Origin of the sequence: Sphingobacterium sp. CZ-UAM, from assembly GCF_002000245.1 — a bacterium.
In the GTDB taxonomy this organism is placed as follows: domain Bacteria; phylum Bacteroidota; class Bacteroidia; order Sphingobacteriales; family Sphingobacteriaceae; genus Sphingobacterium.
In genome coordinates this window covers 1-18350 of record NZ_MTCM01000007.1, presented here as the reverse complement: position 1 = coordinate 18350, position 18350 = coordinate 1, and the positions used below count along the sequence as shown (strand labels likewise).

15 protein-coding genes are annotated in these 18350 nt (G+C 41.7%); 11 read left to right on the top strand and 4 right to left on the bottom strand.

Translation table 11 applies throughout. The features are described 5' to 3' along the window. The first annotated feature begins 45 nt into the window (after positions 1-45). Positions 46-1710, top strand: a complete 1665-nt coding sequence (gene recN / locus BWD42_RS20785; RefSeq protein ID WP_077438326.1) for a DNA repair protein RecN — start codon at positions 46-48, stop codon at positions 1708-1710. Between the two features lie 78 nt (positions 1711-1788). On the opposite strand, the gene BWD42_RS20780 is transcribed toward recN, so the two are convergent. Both BWD42_RS20780 and BWD42_RS20775 read right to left on the bottom strand, forming a co-directional pair. Then, positions 1789-2232 (bottom strand): hypothetical protein, encoded by a 444-nt coding sequence (locus tag BWD42_RS20780; protein WP_077438325.1) that lies wholly within the window; start codon positions 2230-2232, stop codon positions 1789-1791. 135 nt (positions 2233-2367) lie between these two features. Then, complete coding sequence (locus tag BWD42_RS20775; RefSeq protein ID WP_077438324.1) at positions 2368-4893, bottom strand: ATP-dependent Clp protease ATP-binding subunit; 2526 nt, start codon at positions 4891-4893, stop codon at positions 2368-2370. A gap of 185 nt (positions 4894-5078) precedes the next feature. Between BWD42_RS20775 and ettA the strand changes: the two genes are divergently transcribed. The 9 genes from ettA (at position 5079) to uxuA (ending at position 15809) form a co-directional block, all read left to right on the top strand. After that, positions 5079-6761 carry an energy-dependent translational throttle protein EttA gene (gene ettA / locus BWD42_RS20770; protein ID WP_077438323.1) on the top strand — a complete coding sequence of 561 codons (1683 nt, stop codon included), beginning with the start codon at positions 5079-5081 and terminating at the stop codon, positions 6759-6761. 8 nt (positions 6762-6769) lie between these two features. Continuing rightward, positions 6770-7954 (top strand): PAS domain-containing sensor histidine kinase, encoded by a 1185-nt coding sequence (locus BWD42_RS20765; RefSeq protein ID WP_077438519.1) that lies wholly within the window; start codon positions 6770-6772, stop codon positions 7952-7954. A 113-nt stretch (positions 7955-8067) separates the two neighbouring features. Then, positions 8068-9135, top strand: a complete 1068-nt coding sequence (locus BWD42_RS20760; RefSeq protein WP_077438518.1) for a response regulator — start codon at positions 8068-8070, stop codon at positions 9133-9135. Between the two features lie 219 nt (positions 9136-9354). Then, positions 9355-9774, top strand: coding sequence for a lactate dehydrogenase (locus tag BWD42_RS20755; RefSeq protein WP_077438322.1), 420 nt, complete (start codon positions 9355-9357; stop codon positions 9772-9774). Further along, positions 9771-11141 (top strand): oxygen-independent coproporphyrinogen III oxidase, encoded by a 1371-nt coding sequence (gene hemN / locus BWD42_RS20750; RefSeq protein WP_254846292.1) that lies wholly within the window; start codon positions 9771-9773, stop codon positions 11139-11141. Before BWD42_RS20755 ends, hemN begins: the two co-directional genes overlap by 4 nt. Before the next feature lie 9 nt (positions 11142-11150). After that, the gene (locus tag BWD42_RS20745) at positions 11151-13544 is read left to right on the top strand and encodes a heavy metal translocating P-type ATPase (RefSeq protein WP_077438321.1); all 2394 of its coding nucleotides are present in this window, start codon (positions 11151-11153) and stop codon (positions 13542-13544) included. Positions 13545-13549: 5 nt separating this feature from the next. Further along, positions 13550-13711 (top strand): cbb3-type cytochrome oxidase assembly protein CcoS, encoded by a 162-nt coding sequence (ccoS, locus tag BWD42_RS20740; RefSeq protein WP_077438320.1) that lies wholly within the window; start codon positions 13550-13552, stop codon positions 13709-13711. A gap of 106 nt (positions 13712-13817) precedes the next feature. Then, on the top strand, positions 13818-14636 hold the full coding sequence (locus BWD42_RS20735; RefSeq protein WP_077438319.1) for an SDR family oxidoreductase: 819 nt from the start codon (positions 13818-13820) through the stop codon (positions 14634-14636). A 12-nt stretch (positions 14637-14648) separates the two neighbouring features. Beyond that, positions 14649-15809 (top strand): mannonate dehydratase, encoded by a 1161-nt coding sequence (uxuA, locus tag BWD42_RS20730; protein WP_077438318.1) that lies wholly within the window; start codon positions 14649-14651, stop codon positions 15807-15809. 132 nt (positions 15810-15941) lie between these two features. On the opposite strand, the gene BWD42_RS20725 is transcribed toward uxuA, so the two are convergent. After that, positions 15942-16964, bottom strand: coding sequence for a LacI family DNA-binding transcriptional regulator (locus BWD42_RS20725; RefSeq protein WP_077438317.1), 1023 nt, complete (start codon positions 16962-16964; stop codon positions 15942-15944). A 522-nt stretch (positions 16965-17486) separates the two neighbouring features. Then, positions 17487-17936 carry a hypothetical protein gene (locus BWD42_RS20720; RefSeq protein WP_077438316.1) on the bottom strand — a complete coding sequence of 150 codons (450 nt, stop codon included), beginning with the start codon at positions 17934-17936 and terminating at the stop codon, positions 17487-17489. Positions 17937-17968: 32 nt separating this feature from the next. Here BWD42_RS20720 and BWD42_RS20715 point away from each other — a divergent pair, with 32 nt between their 5' ends. Beyond that, a complete protein-coding gene (locus BWD42_RS20715) occupies positions 17969-18274 on the top strand; it encodes a hypothetical protein (protein ID WP_139351156.1) in 306 nt (101 codons plus the stop codon). The last annotated feature ends 76 nt before the right edge of the window (positions 18275-18350 follow it).

The window sequence follows — 18350 nt, the reverse complement described above, 5'->3', positions numbered from 1 at the left end:
AGGAACGGTTTTTTCCTCTCAACTGTAAAATAGACCTTCAAGAATATGCTAGATACCTTACATATTAAGAATTATGCCCTGATCAATGTGTTGGAAATCCAATTTGATAAAGGGTTGAATATGATTACTGGGGAGACTGGAGCGGGTAAATCCATTATCATGGGGGCACTTTCCCTGATTTTGGGCAACAGGGCAGAGGGAAAGCATTTTTTTGACCCATCAAAAAAATGTGTGATTGAGGGGGAATTTAACATTGGTGCTTATCAATTAAATGGCTTCTTTGAGCAAAATGACCTCGATTATGCGGATCATACTATTATCCGAAGGGAAATAACACCAGACGGTAAATCCCGTGCTTTTGTCAATGATTCGCCGGTTACATTGGCGATATTAAAGCAATTGGGCGAACAGTTGATCGATGTACATTCACAACATGCGACTTTGCAGGTCAATACGGAGGAGTTTCAGTTTTTGGTTGTTGACAGTGTAGCGGGGTCATTTGCATTGAAACAAAGCTATAAGGAAAGTTATACGGCCTATAAAAAGGCTAAGCGGGAGCTAGAAGAACTAAAAGAGGCGGTAAAGAAGGCTGCAATGGAATTGGATTATTTTCAGTTTCAGTTTGATGAACTGGATGGAGCAAAACTGGTTGCCGAAGAACAGGCGGCACTCGAGCAGCAGCAACGTCAGCTGGAAAATGCAGAGGATATCAAACGGGCTCTAAATGCGGCCTCGCATTTGTTGGAAAACGAGGATACCGCAATATTGACCCAATTAAAAGATACAATGACACAGGTGGAAGGGATCTCTTCGTTTCTACCAGAAGCGTCTGATCTTTCTGCGCGATTGAAAAGCACATTGATTGAATTGAAAGATGTTGCCGCAGAATTGGCCTCACTCGAAGAAGATACGCAATTGGATGAAGGAACCTTATTGGAGGTGAATGAACGATTGAGCTTACTTTATTCACTACAGAAAAAGCATCATGTTGATTCTGTTGAGGAGCTTATTCGACTCAGAGATGACCTGGAGGCAAAACTATTGGCCATTAATTCTTCCGATGAACAATTGGAACGGTTGGAAGCTGAGGTTGTAGCGAAGTTAGCGCTTGCACTGCGGAATGCGAAGGAACTTTCGGAGGCCCGCAAATTAGTGCTGGATAGGATTGCTAAAGATGTGCAAAATACACTGTCGAATGTTGGTATGCCAAATGCGGTACTTCAGATCGTATTGGAGCCATTAAAAGATGGTGAGATGCGTGAATCTGGAATAGACACAATCCAGTTTCTATTTTCAGCTAATAAAGGGCAGGACTTGCAGTCCATCCATCGGGTAGCCTCCGGAGGCGAGCTGTCCCGTGTGATGCTGGCGATAAAGTCGTTGGTTGCTAAAACTTCGGCTTTGCCGACGATAGTTTTTGATGAGATCGATACCGGAATTTCGGGTGAGGTGGCTTTACGTGTAGGTGAAGTCATGGAAAATCTTGCCGAAAATATGCAGGTGATCGCTATTTCCCATTTACCGCAGATAGCCTCAAAAGGTGCTGCACACTTTAAGGTATATAAAGAAGACCAAGCTAATCGCACCATATCAAATATTGTTCGGTTAGACCAAGCAGGTAGGGTAAAAGAGATCGCACAGATGCTGAGCGGAGCAAATCCGACAGATGCTGCGGTAGAGCATGCGGAGCTGTTGTTAAAGGGCGAGTAGTAGGATGTGATAGGTCCGTACTAGGAAAAGAAGCGAGAAAAATAAAGCCTCAGAATATATTTTCTGAGGCTTTTTTATTTACTCTACGTAATCAGTTTCCGAAATTATAATTTTTACAATGATGTCCTGAGTTGGCGGATTAACGGTAAAATCATTCGTTGGATCTTCACCAATTATTGAGACTTCTCCAACTTTATAATCAACATGGAAGCTAACTGGATTAGTTTCTCTGCCATCATTGAACGCAAAGGAAGCCGGTAAAATTTTGTACGAAGCTTCTTTGTTTAAACTCATGTGAACAGAAACATTTCCTTGGTCAACATAATATTTGGTAAGTTCCGGTAGATTTACCTTATGTATTATCCTTTTATTGTCATCGGATCCCCATTCATTTGGTTTAACCGTATAAATAAACGACTGGCCGGGATTAATAGCCTCTTGTGTAATATACTCCTTTGTACAAGAAGAGAATGAAACCAAAGTTGCGGTTCCAAGTAAAGCTGCGAATAAAAGTCTTTTCATATCGTATGTGTTGTTTGTGACATTTTTTATTATAGGACGATAAAATTCTGCGAAAGTTTAACATCAACCTTCTTTATAACAAAAAATGCACCATAATGGTGCATTTTCTTGAAATTATTTTCCGACAGCAGGTGATTATTTCTCCGCTGTATCTTTTGAAGACTTCGGATCTGAGCTAGAAACCTCAATATCTTTGGTTTCCGGATTGATGCTCACCGTTAAAACTGAACCTGTCTGTACATTGCCTTTGAGGATTTCTTCTGCAATTGGATCTTCCAAATATTTTTGAATTGCCCGTTTTAATGGACGTGCACCAAAATTACTATCATAGCCTTTATCAGCAATGAAATCTTTTGCCTCTTCGGTCAGGTTAATTGTATAACCTAAATCTGCGATTCGTTTGAACAATGATTTCAATTCAATATCAATGATCTTGAAGATATTTTCTTTTGTCAACGAATTGAAAACAATAACATCGTCAATACGGTTCAAAAACTCAGGAGCAAAAGCTCTTTTTAACGCAGTTTCAATTACTCCACGTGAATGGGCATCTGATTGCTGCGATTTTGCTGCTGTGGTGAAACCTACACCCTGACCAAACTCTTTCAACTGGCGTGCTCCGATGTTAGAAGTCATGATGACAATCGTATTACGGAAGTCTACCTTACGTCCTAGGCTATCGGTCAACTGACCTTCATCTAAGACTTGTAGTAACAAGTTGAATACATCCGGATGTGCCTTCTCAATCTCATCCAAAAGTACTACCGCATAAGGTTTCCGGCGTACTTTCTCAGTCAATTGTCCACCTTCTTCATAACCTACATATCCCGGAGGCGCTCCAACTAGACGTGACACAGCAAATTTCTCCATGTACTCACTCATGTCAATTTGGATCAACGCGTCTTCGGTGTCAAACATAAATCGAGCTAACTCTTTTGCCAATTCTGTTTTACCAACACCTGTAGGCCCTAAGAAGATAAAGGAGCCGATGGGTTTTTTAGGATCTTTCAATCCGGCACGTGTCCGTTGGATGGCTTTAACCAGTTTGCCAACAGCATCGTCCTGACCGATGATCCGTCCCTTCATCAACTCACCCATATTCAACAGCTTTTGGCTATCGGATTGGCTGACGCGTTGCACTGGGATACCAGTCATCATGGCCACAACTTCCGCTACATTCTCTTCGGAAACAGTGTATCGCTTAGATTTGGTTTCTTCTTCCCATGCAATCTTCTCTTTCTCTAACTCATCAATAAGCTTTTTCTCTGTATCTCGTAGTTTTGCAGCCTCCTCGTATTTTTGACTACGAACAACTTTATTTTTCTCCAATTTGACTTCCTCGATTTTATTCTCGATGTCAATAATGGATTGCGGAACATGGATATTGTTCAAGTGTACACGTGAGCCCGCTTCGTCCAATGCATCAATAGCTTTATCCGGTAAGAAACGATCCGTGATATAACGTGTTGTCAATGATACACAGGCTTCGATCGCTTCTGGCGTATAGGTCACATTGTGGTGATCCTCATATTTCTCCTTGATACGATTCAAGATCTCTACGGTTTCATCATGTGTAGCCGGTTCGATAGTCACACGTTGGAAACGACGGTCTAAAGCGCCATCTTTCTCAATATATTGACGATATTCGTCCAGTGTCGTTGCACCGATGCATTGTATTTCTCCTCTTGCCAAGGCTGGTTTGAACATATTGGAAGCATCCAAAGAACCTGAAGCACCACCAGCACCAACAATGGTATGGATTTCGTCGATAAACAAGATCACATCCGGTGATTTTTCCAGTTCATTCATGACTGCTTTCATGCGCTCCTCAAACTGACCACGATATTTTGTGCCCGCAACCAAAGACGCTAGATCCAAGGTTACCACACGTTTGTTGAACAAGACACGTGATACCTTGCGTTGCACAATACGTAAGGCCAATCCCTCAGCTATAGCCGATTTACCTACTCCAGGCTCACCGATCAATAACGGGTTATTCTTTTTACGACGTGATAAAATCTGTGATACACGTTCGATTTCTTTCTCACGACCTACAATAGGATCCAATCGACCTTCCTCAGCAGCTTTGGTTAGATCTCGGCCAAAGTTGTCCAATACAGGCGTTTTGGATTTGATATCCGACACTTTTTTAGGTTGGATATATTGATCATCTTCGGCAAAATCATCATCACCTGTTGGTGAGCCCGGAGCTTCATCCTTGATGGTGGTTCTATTTTGCTCAACTTCAGATTTGAAGATGTCATAGGTCACATTATATTGCTGTAAAATCTGCGAAGCGATATTATCTTCATCCCGTAAGATAGCCAATAATAGGTGCTCGGTCCCAATAATATCTGATTTGAAAATCTTAGCTTCCAAATAAGTGATTTTCAGAACTTTTTCAGCTTGTTTAGTTAATGGCATGTTGCCAATAGGTGCACGTGATACAGATGCCCCCTTCACTGCGTCTTCCACAGATTGACGTAGGGCAGTTGTGTCAATGCCTATGTTTTTAAGGATTTTGATCGCCATTCCATCGCCCTCACGAATCAAGCCGAGCAACAAATGCTCTGTGCCTATATAATCGTGACGCAATCTCAAAGCTTCCTCTCTACTGTACGATATGACATCCTTTACGCGCGGTGAAAATTTTGCTTCCATTGAATACCTTTCTGTTTTATATTAAGGATATATAAATGTAGTAAATTCTACATTTCAAACCTTAAAATTATTTTAAATAATGTCATCAACAATTAAGCCATGACCATTATACGTCCAAAATGTCAGTATAAAAGTTTACATTTGTATGTTAATATAACAAGAGTTTTCCAATTTTTTAAAATTTTATGTCAGACGAGAAGATTATTTTTTCGATGGCGGGAGTTAACAAAATCTATCCGCCTCAAAAACAAGTTCTAAAAAATATTTATTTATCTTTTTTCTACGGTGCCAAGATCGGAGTAATCGGTCTGAACGGATCCGGAAAATCTTCATTATTGAAAATTATCGCGGGTTTGGACAAATCTTATCAGGGCGAAGTTGTATTTTCTCCGGGTTATTCTGTGGGATATTTGGCACAGGAACCCCAATTGGATCTCGAAAAGACCGTTCTTGAAGTTGTGCAGGAAGGTGTTGCTGAAATTACAGCAATATTAAAAGAATACGAGGAAATCAATGAGAAATTCGGCTTGCCTGAGGTCTACGAAAATCCGGATGAAATGGATAAATTGTTGGCAAGACAAGGCGAACTACAAGATAAAATTGATGCAACAAATGCCTGGGAAATTGATTCCAAACTGGAAAGAGCAATGGATGCTTTACGCTGTCCAGAACCGGATGCCAAAATTGCCAATTTGTCAGGTGGTGAGCGACGACGGGTAGCATTATGTCGCTTATTATTACAGGAACCAGATGTATTATTGCTTGATGAGCCAACCAACCACTTGGACGCGGAGTCTATCGACTGGTTGGAGCAACACCTGAAACAATATAAAGGAACTGTTATCGCCGTTACCCACGACCGTTACTTCCTGGATAATGTAGCTGGATGGATTTTAGAACTGGATCGTGGCGAGGGTATTCCTTGGAAAGGGAATTATTCTTCCTGGTTGGATCAAAAAGCAAAACGTTTGGCACAGGAAGAGAAACAAGAAACCAAACGTCAAAAAACATTGGAGCGCGAGTTGGAATGGGTGCGTATGGCTCCCAAAGCCCGTCATGCCAAATCCAAAGCCCGTCTTCATAACTATGAAAAATTAGCTTCTGAGGAAACCAAAGAGCGGGAAGAAAAATTGGAACTGTTTATTCCGCCGGGACCACGTCTTGGTAACTCAGTGATTGAGGCTACCAATATTTCCAAAGCTTATGGTGACCGTATCTTATTTGAGAATTTAAGTTTCATGTTGCCACCTGCGGGTATTGTGGGAATCATCGGGCCAAATGGTGCTGGTAAAACGACTTTATTCCGCCTGATCACAGGACAGGAAACACCGGATACCGGTTCGTTTAAAGTAGGGGAGACCGTCAAGTTAGGTTATGTTGATCAGATGCATCATGACCTTGATCCTGAAAAATCCGTTTGGGAAAATATCACCGGTGGTAATGATAATATGATCTTAGGCAATCGCTCCGTAAACTCCAGGGCTTATGTCTCCAAATTCAACTTTAACGGAGCCGATCAGCAAAAGAAAGTCGGTGTACTTTCTGGTGGAGAGCGTAATCGCGTCCATCTGGCAATCACGTTGAAAGAGGGCTCGAATGTACTGCTACTCGATGAGCCGACCAATGATATTGACGTAAATACTTTACGTGCACTCGAAGAAGGTCTGGAGAATTTCGGGGGCTGCGCTGTGGTGATTTCTCACGATAGATGGTTTTTGGACCGTATCTGTACGCATATTCTAGCTTTTGAAGGTGATTCACAGGTGTATTTCTTTGAGGGCAACTATACGGAATATGAGGAGAACCGTAAAAAACGCCTGGGTGATGTAACTCCACATCGTATTAAATACAAAAAATTGGTGAAATAGCGATGATCATGGAAGGCGGAAGACTTTTAGCAGCCATAATAGACCACGCAATTGATGGGATTATTACCATTGACAACAGGGGAAATGTGGAAAGCATTAACCCTGCTGCCTTAGAATTGTTCGGGTATAACGCTGAAGAAGTTATCGGGCATAATGTTTCGATGTTAATGCCTGAACCTGATCGGGGTAATCACGATAATTATATCCATAATTATCAAACGACTGGCCATAAGAAAATTATTGGGATCGGCCGGGAGGTGATGGGACTGAAGAAGAACGGGAAAACATTTCCGTTTCGGTTGGCGGTCAGTGAAGTATGGCTGAAAGACAAAAATATTTTTACCGGTTTTATCCACGATCTTTCGCGTGAAAAGGCTGCCGAAGATATGCTCAAACAGCATGCTGCCGAACTGGAACATAAAGTCAGTGAGCGGACACGTGATCTGATATCGATGGTTTCGGAGCTGGAAAAAGCAAAGGCAGAAGTTTCTAAATCTTTGGAGAAAGAGATTGAACTTAACCAGCTTAAATCCCGTTTTGTCTCCATGGCGTCACATGAGTTCCGCACTCCGTTGAGTTCTGTTCAACTGTCGGCTTCGTTGATTGAAAAATATGCGGACCGTCCCGATGACAAAGCGAGCATCATTAAACATACCAATAAGATTAAGGGAGCTGTACAACTCCTGACCAGTATTTTGAATGATTTTCTCTCGCTAGAAAAATTAGAAGCAGGTATCGTGGTCATGAATAAACAGTATATCAACCTGGTTGAACTGGCAGAGGAAATTACGGAGGAAATGCAATTGATATGCAAGAAAAATCAGCATATTGTCTATCAGCATACAGGTGAGATTGGACATTTTTCTCTGGATCAGAATCTGTTGAAAAATGCGTTGGTGAATTTGATTTCCAATGCCATAAAATATTCAGGGGAAGATACTTTAATTGAATTTACGACCTGCATCGATGAGAATGGCTGTTCAATTTCTGTCAAGGATAACGGTATTGGTATTCCTGAAGAGGACCAGGTGCATTTGTTCGAGCCTTTTTTCAGAGCACATAATACCGGAAATATCCCAGGTACCGGACTGGGGCTGAATATTGTGAAAAGATATATTGAACTTATGCAGGGAAAAATGGAGTTTGTATCTGAGGTGCATAAAGGAACATCATTCAAGGTTAGTTTTGAATAGGTGTAAGCTTCGGCTTGCCCGTAGAGAAAATCTTTACGAATGAACTTATGAAATAAATGCAAGGCATTAGGGAAGCCATTGAAGATAAACAGGAATGAATAATTATGTTAGGAATGAAAAATAAAAAGACAATTCTAATCATTGAAGATAATATTGACATTAGAGAGGGGACAACAGAAATTTTGGAGTTGACCGGACGGTATGATGTAATCGTGGCGGAGAATGGGCGGATGGGTGTTGATTTGGCCACCAGACATATTCCTGATTTGATCTTATGTGATATCATGATGCCTGAATTGGATGGTTATGGAGTACTGTTTATGCTGAGCAAAATAGAAAGCACTTCAAAAATTCCTTTTATTTTTCTAACCGCCAAAGCCGAACGTGCAGATATGCGTAAAGCAATGGAGATGGGGGCCGATGATTACCTGACCAAACCCTTTGATGACGTGGAACTGATGAATGCGATTGAGGTTCGCCTGAAAAAGCATGAGCAGTTATCTGCTGATACGACCGAAGATCATGAGCTAAACCTCAGTGAAGAAGAGCAGGTTTTATTATTACAGGAATTGCTGGCTAATTCACGTGTGAAAACGGTGAAAAAGAAACAGTCAATCTTTGAGAAGGACGATTCACCTACTTATGTCTATTATGTCAAATCAGGACAGATCCGCAGTTACAAATCCTATAAAGATGGACGAGAATTATCAACAGGGATTTTTATAGAAGGAAATTATTTTGGCTATGCTTCTGTGTTGTTGAATGAAAACTATGAAGATTATGCCGAAGCGGTGGAAGCCAGTGAAGTCGTTTTAGTTCCTAAAGATGCCTTTTTGGAACTCCTATGGAAAAAGCCTGCCATAGCGAGTAAATTTATTAAATTGCTTTCTGTGGACCTCCGCGAAAAAGAAGAGCAATTGTTGGGATTTGCGTACCATTCCGTACGCAAACGTGTGGCCAATGCATTGCTCAGTGTCGCCGAAAAAAGTGGAATTAATATCAATGAGGTCAATACCTGCTCAATCGACATTACCAGAGATGGAATTGCTTCCATAGCCGGGACAGCAAATGAAACGGTTTCACGTATGCTTTCCGACTTTAAAGAAGAAAAGCTGATCTCGAAGGAAAAGGGAAAGATTTACATCAACTCCATCAAAAATCTACGAGATGTGAAACAGTAACGGGGATAAACTGAATAGTCTTTAGGCTTTACGCTTGTAATGCTTTGTATTCATACATAATGGGGCCTGTCCGGGTAATCGGGCAGGCCCCATTTTTATCATTGTGATGGATATCATTTTCAAATATGGTTTTGTGTCATGTTTTTGGGCAACGCTATGATTTACTTTTGTTTTTAGGATAAACTTATACCTATATAGGGTTGATTGTAGGATTCAAAAATGAAAGTAGTTGTATATAATGTGAGGTCATTTGAAAAGGAGTTTTGGGCATTGGCCAATGCCAAGCAGCATGATCTGACTTTGATTTCAAACGGATTAAATGCCGAAACGCAAAATTATGCGCGCGGAAAGGATGCTGTTGTCATCTCCGGAGGAGATATTCTGGATGATAAAATGCTACTTAATTTGAAGGAATTGGGGATCAATAAGATCATGACAAGAAGTAAAGAAACATCCCATATCGATCTGGTTAAGGCAGGAGATCTGAGCATTCAGATCGCAAATGCACCTTTCGAGGATCAAAGCCCAAAAGGATTGGCAGAACAGACTGTTCGAAACCTCAATCTCTGGGGTATGGGAAAATGTGTCGGTAGTGCATGCTGTTGTTTAAATGACTGTGCAAAAAATAATGTTCAATGAGTATACAAGATAGCACAATGGAGAAATTGGTGCAAAAATATAATGTTGCCGCACCACGTTACACCAGTTATCCAACGGTTCCATTTTGGGACGAAAAAACATTTTCCACGGATGCTTGGGTCGATCAGGTGTACAATACTTTTATTCAGTCAAAAGATAAAGGGCTGAGCCTGTACATACACCTCCCTTTTTGTGAAAGTCTCTGTACCTACTGTGGCTGTAATACGCGGATCACAAAAAATCATCAGGTGGAACGACCCTATATCGAGGCTTTACTGAAAGAGTGGGGGATGTATCGGGCTGTTTTCAAAGGCGAAAGGCCCACGGTAGCTGAAATACACCTCGGCGGTGGTACACCGACATTTTTTCAGCCCGAGAACCTGAAATTATTGATAGAGGGGATTCTTGAGCATGTCGATGTGGCAGCAGATCATTCTTTTTCATTTGAGGCACATCCTGCAAATACCACAACCGAACACCTACAGGTTCTTTTCGATCTAGGATTTCGTCGTCTCAGCTTAGGGATACAGGATTTTGATCCTTTGGTGCAGTTTATGATCAATAGACAGCAGACGTTTGAAGAAGTGGAAGCGGTGATGCTGAATGCCCGAGAGATAGGTTTTGAATCCATTAATTTCGATCTGATCTATGGATTGCCCAAGCAGACCCAAGACTCCGTACAAGATACCATTGAAAAATCCATGCTGCTCAAGCCAGATCGGATATCTTTTTATAGCTATGCCCATGTCCCTTGGTTAAAACCCGGACAGCGGCATTATACGGAGGCGGATCTGCCGAAAGGTACCGCCAAACTAGCACTTTATAATCTCGGGAAAAAGCTGATCCTGGCTCAAGGTTATGCAGATATTGGGATGGACCATTTTGCGAAAAAAGAAGATGAACTTTATTTAGCTTTCCGGGAGCGACGGTTACATCGAAATTTTATGGGCTATGCTGACAGGTTTACTCCGCTGCTAATTGGTATCGGCGTATCTTCAATCAGCGATGCATGGGGCGGTTTTGCACAAAATGTGAAAACAGTGGAAGAATATCATAAGCTGATCGCATCCGGAGTATTGCCTGTTGTGAAAGGACATATACTCAATACGGAAGATCTGGCCATAAGACGTTATATCCTGGATATGATGTGTAAAGGCGAAGTGCGGTTGGATCCAACTGCGTGTCTAAATGAAGAAATTAAGGGAGAACTGGTTTCCTTGGTCCAAGATGGCATGGTCAGCATAGAGGGGGATCTGGTTCGGTGTACCGCTATTGGACGCTCTTTTCTACGAAATATCTGCATGGCTTTTGATCAACGTTTTCTCAAGTTGCGTACAGAAAAACAATTATTTAGTGAAGCAATTTAAATTGGGAATATGGCGGTAATAAAGGAAGAGGTACGACAAATTGAGAAATGTTTCCATTGTGGAGACAAAATCGAAGTAACGGGCTATCATCTCGATGAACATGATTTTTGCTGCCTCGGATGCCAAACGGTTTACCAGGTTTTGCAGAATGGAGGAATGCAACAATACTACCGTTATAATCAGCATCCCGGAAAGTCCAATAAAGAAAAGCAAGCGGATCTTTCTTATTTGGATGAACCTCAGATTGCAGCAAAATTAGTTGATTTTAAGGATGATAAGATGACTGTCATCACTTTCTATATTCCTGCGATCCATTGTAGCTCATGTATTTGGCTGTTGGAAAATCTCTATAAATTAAACCCAAACGTGCTTCAGTCCCGCGTGGACTTTATGAAAAAACAGGCTAGTATCACTTTTAATCATACTTTACTTCCGCTCAAAGATTTGGTGCATCTATTAGTTAATATTGGTTATGATCCCAAAATTACACTGCAGGACGTCGTTAAGGAGGGGAATAAGAATAACTTGAACCCCTTGGTTGCCAAGATTGCGGTAGCAGGATTCTGTTTCGGAAATTCGATGTTATTTAGTTTTCCGGACTACTTTGGGATGGGTGCATTTGAAAAGGCCTATGCGAGTTTTTTTGGTTATATCAATTTAGCTTTCGGGCTTCCAGTGTTGTTGTACTGTGCTTCAGATTACTTCAAGTCTGCTTACGTCAGTTTGAAACAAAAAAGGTTGAACCTAGATGTACCTTTAGCCTTAGGTATATTGGTCCTATTTCTTCGTTCGGCATTCGAAGTAATAACGCAGACTGGCGCTGGTTTTACAGATACTTTATGTAGTCTGGTATTTTTTATCCTGATCGGAAAATGGGTGCAGCAGCGGACCTATTACCATATTTCTTTCGAACGGGATTATCGGAGTTATTTCCCCGTTGCTGTTACTGTGCTTACAGAAGTGGGGGACAAACCTGTGCAGCTGGCCGATATTCATATCGGAGACCGTATCCTTGTGCGCAACAATGAGATTATCCCGGCAGACGCCATATTATTAAAAGGCGATGCGGCAATCGACTTTAGTTTTGTGACCGGCGAATCAAGTCCGGTCAGTAAAACCCTGGGCGAGATTATTTATGCTGGCGGCCGTCAGACAGGAGAGGCAATTGAACTGGAGGTGGTAAAGCCAATATCACAATCCTATCTGACCAAATTATGGAACAATGAAAACTATAAAGATTACGATAAGAACTTTCAGACTTTTGTGAACTTTATAAGTAAATATTTTACTGTTGTTTTATTGGCAATTGCTTTTTTAGCAGCCCTATATTGGGTTGTGGATGGAAGTGCCAATAGGGCTTGGGGAGCTTTTACGGCAGTGCTGATTATCGCATGTCCTTGCGCATTGGCGTTGAGCTCTCCATTTACCCTTTCTGCGGCATTAAGTATTTTTGATCGAAACAAATTCTATGTGAAAAATACTGCTGCAATCGAGCAGATGGCGACAATAGATACCCTCGTTTTCGACAAAACAGGGACTATTTCTTCGCCCAAAGCAAATTCCATTTATTTCGAGGGGACACTTACCATAAATGAAAGAAAGCTGGTCAATGCGGTATGTCGAAATTCTAGTCATCCTTTGAGCCGAGAGATTGTAAAATGGCTGGATGTATGCTCAGATATCCCCGTACGAAATTTTAAAGAGTTTCCGGGAAAAGGGATGGAAGCAGTCATTGAAGGGCTGGTCGTCAAAGTCGGTAGCGCCAGTTTTTTGAATATAGGAAATATCAAGACTGACGGGTCTGTCGTATTCATACGTATCGACGATGAGCTGAAAGGATATTTTACGATGGAACAGGCATGGAGAGCGGGACTGTCGGCTTTGATCGAAGATTTCAAACCTAACTACGACCTGCATCTGATATCCGGAGATAATGACCGACGCCTGGATGCATTAAAATTGATCTTTCCTTCGAAAGCATGCTTGATGTTTAACCAATCTCCAATGGAAAAATTGGGGCGTATTCAGAAATTTCAGCAGGAGGGTAAATATGTCTGTATGATCGGGGACGGATTGAATGACGCCGGAGCATTGCGTAAAGCAGATCTGGGGATTGCTGTCAGTGATGATATCAATAACTTTTCACCTGGATGTGATGCTATTTTAGACGGTGAATCATTTTCAAAATTATCGGATTTCTTTGCTTTCAGCAAAGATGCTGTAAAGGTAATCCATATGAGCTTTGGCATATCATTGCTCTATAATATAATCGGGTTGAGTTTTGCCATTCAGGGGATTATGTCGCCTTTATTTGCCGCAATCCTGATGCCGATAAGTACAGTTACAATTATCTCATTTACCAGCTTAATGACAAGATGGTATGCAAAACGTCATAAACTATAGTTGTTATGGAAATCATGTATATTCTAATCGGTTGTAGTGTCTTATTAGCTTTGGTGTTTTTATGCGCTTTCTTTTGGGCGAATAAGTCAGGACAGCATGATGATACCTATACTCCCTCAGTAAGGATTCTGTTTGATGATGATCCAACGGAAGAAGTTGAAAAATAAATTGTAATAACTAAAACGTTATCGTAATTAAATCAATTACTTTTTTTTGTAATTAAGGTTATTATCAATAAAATTGGGAATAAATACCAATTTGAAATAGAAATACATGAGTAATAATCCATTTTCATTAAAAGATAAGGTTGTCGTAATCACAGGTGGCACAGGGATCCTGGGGGAAGCGTTTGTGGAAGCGCTAGCTGAAGCAAGTGCAAAAGTTGCTATCCTTGGACGCAATGAGCAGATCGGAGCGGAACGCGTGCAGCAGGTGGAATCCCTAGGCGGGGAGGCTATGTTTGTCGAAGTAGATATCATGGACGAACAGGATGTCAGCAGAGCAAAGGATGAAATCCTTGGTAAGTGGGGCCGAATAGATGGTCTGGTGAATGCTGTGGGCGGAAATATTCCGGGCGCGACCATAGGTGCTGACCAAGATCTATTTGCAAGTAATATTCAGGATACCATTAAAGCGATCGAGTTAAACCTCTATGGTACAATTATCCCAACACATATTATTGGCCGCGTAATAGCGGAAAGCGGAAAAGGAGTCATCGTAAATATTTCTTCTTTGACTGCAAGGCAGCCTTTTACACGCGTATTAGGATATACTGTAGCCAAGCACGGTATTGATGGTTATACAAAATGGATGGCAACCGAACTTGCCCAACGTTACGGTGATCAGGTTCGCGTCAATGCTATTGCTCCGGGTGTCTTCCTGACGAAGCAAAATAAAAATCTATTGATCAATCCTGACGGTAGTTATAGCGAACGTACCAAGCGTATACTGAGCGGAACACCTTATAACCGACTAGGGGATCCACGGGAACTGAAGGGAACTTTAATCTATCTATTGAGTGATGCCTCTGCCTTTGTTACTGGTGAGACGGTCTTTGTGGACGGTGGTTTTAATGCATGGAGTGGTGTATAACGAAACTTTGAGATGAATAAATTAGAACAAACATGGCGTTGGTATGGACCCAACGATCCAGTATCCTTGCAGGATGTTAAACAGGCGGGGGCAACAGGCATCGTCACAGCATTGCATCATATTCCTCATGGCGAGGTGTGGCCTCTCGCTGATATTCAGGAACGAAAACGTATTATCGAAGATGCGGGTCTGGTTTGGTCGGTGGTGGAGAGCGTGACGGTTCATGAAGAAATTAAGACCAAAGGACCCCGGGTTGATGAATACATTGCTAAGTATAACCAGACACTCGCTAATCTTGCTGAATGCGGTATTAAAACAGTCTGTTACAATTTTATGCCCGTACTTGATTGGACTAGAACGCAGCTAGACCTATTGATGGCAGATGGCTCAAAGGCGCTCTATTTTGACTGGATTGATCTGGCGCTTTTTGATATCTTCATTCTAAAACGGGAATCTGCGGAAAAAGACTACTCAGAAAGTATTGTCAAAAGAGCAACGGAACGTTTTGCTGAGATTTCCGAACAACAGAAAGATAGTTTGGCAAATGTTGTCCTTATGGGAATTCCGGGAGAAAAAAATGTGGAACTAGATGCTTTAAAAGCCAGTATTGATACGTATAAACATATCGGAAGAGAGGGCTTACGTAAAAATCTAGTCTACTTTTTAAATGGAATTGCTGCGGTATGTGAGACAAATGGTATCAAGATGACGATCCATCCGGACGATCCACCATACCCGATTTTGGGATTGCCGCGTATTGCGAGCAATGGTGAAGATCTCAACTATATATTGAATGAAGTTCCTCAGCAATTCAATGGTATTTGTTTTTGCACAGGCTCTTTAGGAGCTAGTCAGACGAACGATTTGCCTGAGATATTGGAACAAGTTAAAGGCCGCGTGAACTTTGTTCATTTGCGGAATGTAAAGAAAGATGTCTTAGGTAGTTTCTATGAGGCGGACCATTTGGATGGCGATGTGAACATGTATAAAATTATGCGAATTTTAGTCGCAGAGAACCAATTGCGCTCTATTGCTATCCCTTTCAGACCTGATCACGGACATCAGATGCTGGATGATCTTAACAAAGTGACAAACCCCGGTTACTCTGCTATTGGCAGATTAAGAGGTTTAGCTGAATTACGAGGTTTGGAATATGGAATTGTTGGCGAGTAACCTTTGGTAATAATCACTGTGGTTACTTTGGCCGGTGATAAGATTATCATATAAAAATACAGTCAGGAGATAATAGCGCAAGCGATATTATCTGACTGTATTTTTTTTCCCCTCGCCCCAAAGGGGAGGGGCTTATAATGAAGATTTTCTTACGACAAGCTGCGTTGGTAGTTCTATGGTTTCAAATTCGTGAATCGGTCTTGTCTGATGGATGGTATCAATCAGCTTTTTTGTTGCTATTTCGCCGATTTCAGTTGCAGGTTGTACGACAGTTGACAGTGCAGGGTTTAATGAAGCTGCGATTTGTGTATTGGAAAATCCAATGACGGCAACCTCTGCCGGGACTTTAATCTGAAGTTCCGCCAATATGCCCAATGTCCTTGTTGTGATGACATCAGTTGCGCCGAAAACTGCATCAATGTTTTTGTTGTCAATATATTCTTTGATGATAATTTCTTTGATGCTGTTGTCTAAGTCAACTGTGCTGTTAAAGTTACATTCAATATAATGCTTTTCATTAAAAGGTATGCCTGCATCAGCGAGGGCTGCTTTAAAGCCACTTAAACGTTCTTCAGCAACACCTAGGTTTTTTCCTGTGATATGTAGTATATTCTGCTTCCCCTGTTGAATAAGGTGTTGGGTTGCATTGTATGCTCCTTGAAAATTATTGACGCCAACTTTGAATGTATCCAATTTGTGGTTGATGCGGTCAAAAATAACAACAGGTATTTTAGCTTTTATGAGGTCTTTAAGCTCCTCAATATTTGATCCGGAAGATACGGGGGCAATCATTAGCCCATCTATTCCTCGCATTCTTAATACATCTATACAATTCTTTTCTACACGTTCATCCTCTCTACTTTGCATAAAGATAACATCGTAGATGGTTTGCTGGGAAGCGATCTGAATTCCGTCGAGAATTTGTGACACGAAGGTATTGGAGATATTGGAAACAATGACTCCAATGGTATTTGATTTCCCGATCTTTAAACTCCGTGCCAATTTATTGGGATGGAAGTTATGCTTTTTCGCGTACTCCTGAACCAATTTTTTCGTTGCTTCACTGATTTCGTAGCTGTCTGATAAGGCTTTGGAAACTGTGGAAACAGAAATATTGAGTTCTAAGGCTATATCTTTCAGGGTAGTTCTGCTCATCACTTTGGAAGTTGTTATAAAGAAGATAAATCTACATAAAAAAAAAGATAATCCGGCTCTTTTTGATATTTATCAAACGTTTGTCTTGTAACAATATATTATCATATTATCCAGTTTAGTATTTAAGATTTGCATAAGTTTTTGAATGCTTTTACTTTACAAAAACGGCATTTCCAGCCAGTGAGTCCGAGTGTTTGGTCTATTTTGGATTATTTTTCGGCTGTGATTCGGGTACTGTCCGGGACCGAACCGGGCTTTAAACCAGCCTGAGTGCAGATGTGTGCATGCTGCAGCCGTACTGCTACAGCTGTTTTAGCATGCTAGACACGGACTCAACACGGACTCAGTATGGACGCACCACGGATTCACCCCGAAGCTGTCCTAACTGAGGTGTGAAGCAGCCCCGACTGATGCATGGAAGCAGCTCGGAAGGGAGAGTGCCCGGGTCTCGTTCGCCCCCGCTTCGCCCCCTGTTCGGAAATTCCCTATCCATTCTCTATCGTTTCCCTATCGTCCACCTATCTAAATGATAGGGAATGGATAGGGAAACGATAGGTAAACGATAGGCGGAAGCCGAAGGGAGGGCGAAGCAGGTACGGACAGGACGGAGAAAGGCCGGACCAGCCGCCCTTCGGTTCGCCATTGCGCTAGGGGACCCGGCGAAAGCCCCTTTGCGGTCCCTGGTATCCCTGCCCGTACCGTATTCCCGGTACCATCCCCGCTTCCGGAGCCTTTCCTCCGGAGCGCCGTCTCCAATCCCGCCGCAGATCCGGTACTAACCCACCACCTGTCTTTACCGGTACTCCCTTCGCCGCTGTCGGCCCCCACCGAAGCCTCCCGGGCCCCACTAGACCCCCTGCTGGGAAAAACAATCCCCCACCGTTCCAGCCAGTTAGCAGAAAAACAAAAGAAATAAGAACAAAAGTCTTGGAAGTGATTATAAAAACTCCCTATCTTTGCACCACTCCGCAAGGGAGGGACGGTTGCCGCCAGAGCAGGCAGCCATGAAAAAAGAAAGGTTTAAGAGAGCCTGGCAGGATTTAAAATCCCGTTCAGCTTATTTTAAACGCGGAAATCAGAAAAGAGAAAAAGAAAAAAAAACTTCAAAAGTTTTTTGGAAGTTCAAAAAAGATTTCTACCTTTGCAGTCCCAACGGAAACGGAGGGAAACAGAAAAAGATAAAGAGGGATGCAATGTCCATCGGAATAAAGCGGATACGGAAGTTGAAGCGCAAAAAGTTCTTTAAGAAAACACAATCATGTAGCGTGACGAGTAGACAAACGAAAGTCATGAACAAATTCAAGAATTAGTTCAATTCGATCCAAGATCAGAGATATAAAAAAAGAATTCTGATTATGTAAATAGTTAGAATCAAAAACTTCATTT

Coding starts and splice junctions, on each gene's coding strand:
- recN (WP_077438326.1), top strand. CDS start 46: ATGCTAGATACCTTACATATTAAGAATTATGCCCTGATCAATGTGTTG.
- BWD42_RS20780 (WP_077438325.1), bottom strand. CDS start 2,232: ATGAAAAGACTTTTATTCGCAGCTTTACTTGGAACCGCAACTTTGGTT.
- BWD42_RS20775 (WP_077438324.1), bottom strand. CDS start 4,893: ATGGAAGCAAAATTTTCACCGCGCGTAAAGGATGTCATATCGTACAGT.
- ettA (WP_077438323.1), top strand. CDS start 5,079: ATGTCAGACGAGAAGATTATTTTTTCGATGGCGGGAGTTAACAAAATC.
- BWD42_RS20765 (WP_077438519.1), top strand. CDS start 6,770: ATGGAAGGCGGAAGACTTTTAGCAGCCATAATAGACCACGCAATTGAT.
- BWD42_RS20760 (WP_077438518.1), top strand. CDS start 8,068: ATGAAAAATAAAAAGACAATTCTAATCATTGAAGATAATATTGACATT.
- BWD42_RS20755 (WP_077438322.1), top strand. CDS start 9,355: ATGAAAGTAGTTGTATATAATGTGAGGTCATTTGAAAAGGAGTTTTGG.
- hemN (WP_254846292.1), top strand. CDS start 9,771: ATGAGTATACAAGATAGCACAATGGAGAAATTGGTGCAAAAATATAAT.
- BWD42_RS20745 (WP_077438321.1), top strand. CDS start 11,151: ATGGCGGTAATAAAGGAAGAGGTACGACAAATTGAGAAATGTTTCCAT.
- ccoS (WP_077438320.1), top strand. CDS start 13,550: ATGGAAATCATGTATATTCTAATCGGTTGTAGTGTCTTATTAGCTTTG.
- BWD42_RS20735 (WP_077438319.1), top strand. CDS start 13,818: ATGAGTAATAATCCATTTTCATTAAAAGATAAGGTTGTCGTAATCACA.
- uxuA (WP_077438318.1), top strand. CDS start 14,649: ATGAATAAATTAGAACAAACATGGCGTTGGTATGGACCCAACGATCCA.
- BWD42_RS20725 (WP_077438317.1), bottom strand. CDS start 16,964: ATGAGCAGAACTACCCTGAAAGATATAGCCTTAGAACTCAATATTTCT.
- BWD42_RS20715 (WP_139351156.1), top strand. CDS start 17,969: ATGAAAAAAGAAAGGTTTAAGAGAGCCTGGCAGGATTTAAAATCCCGT.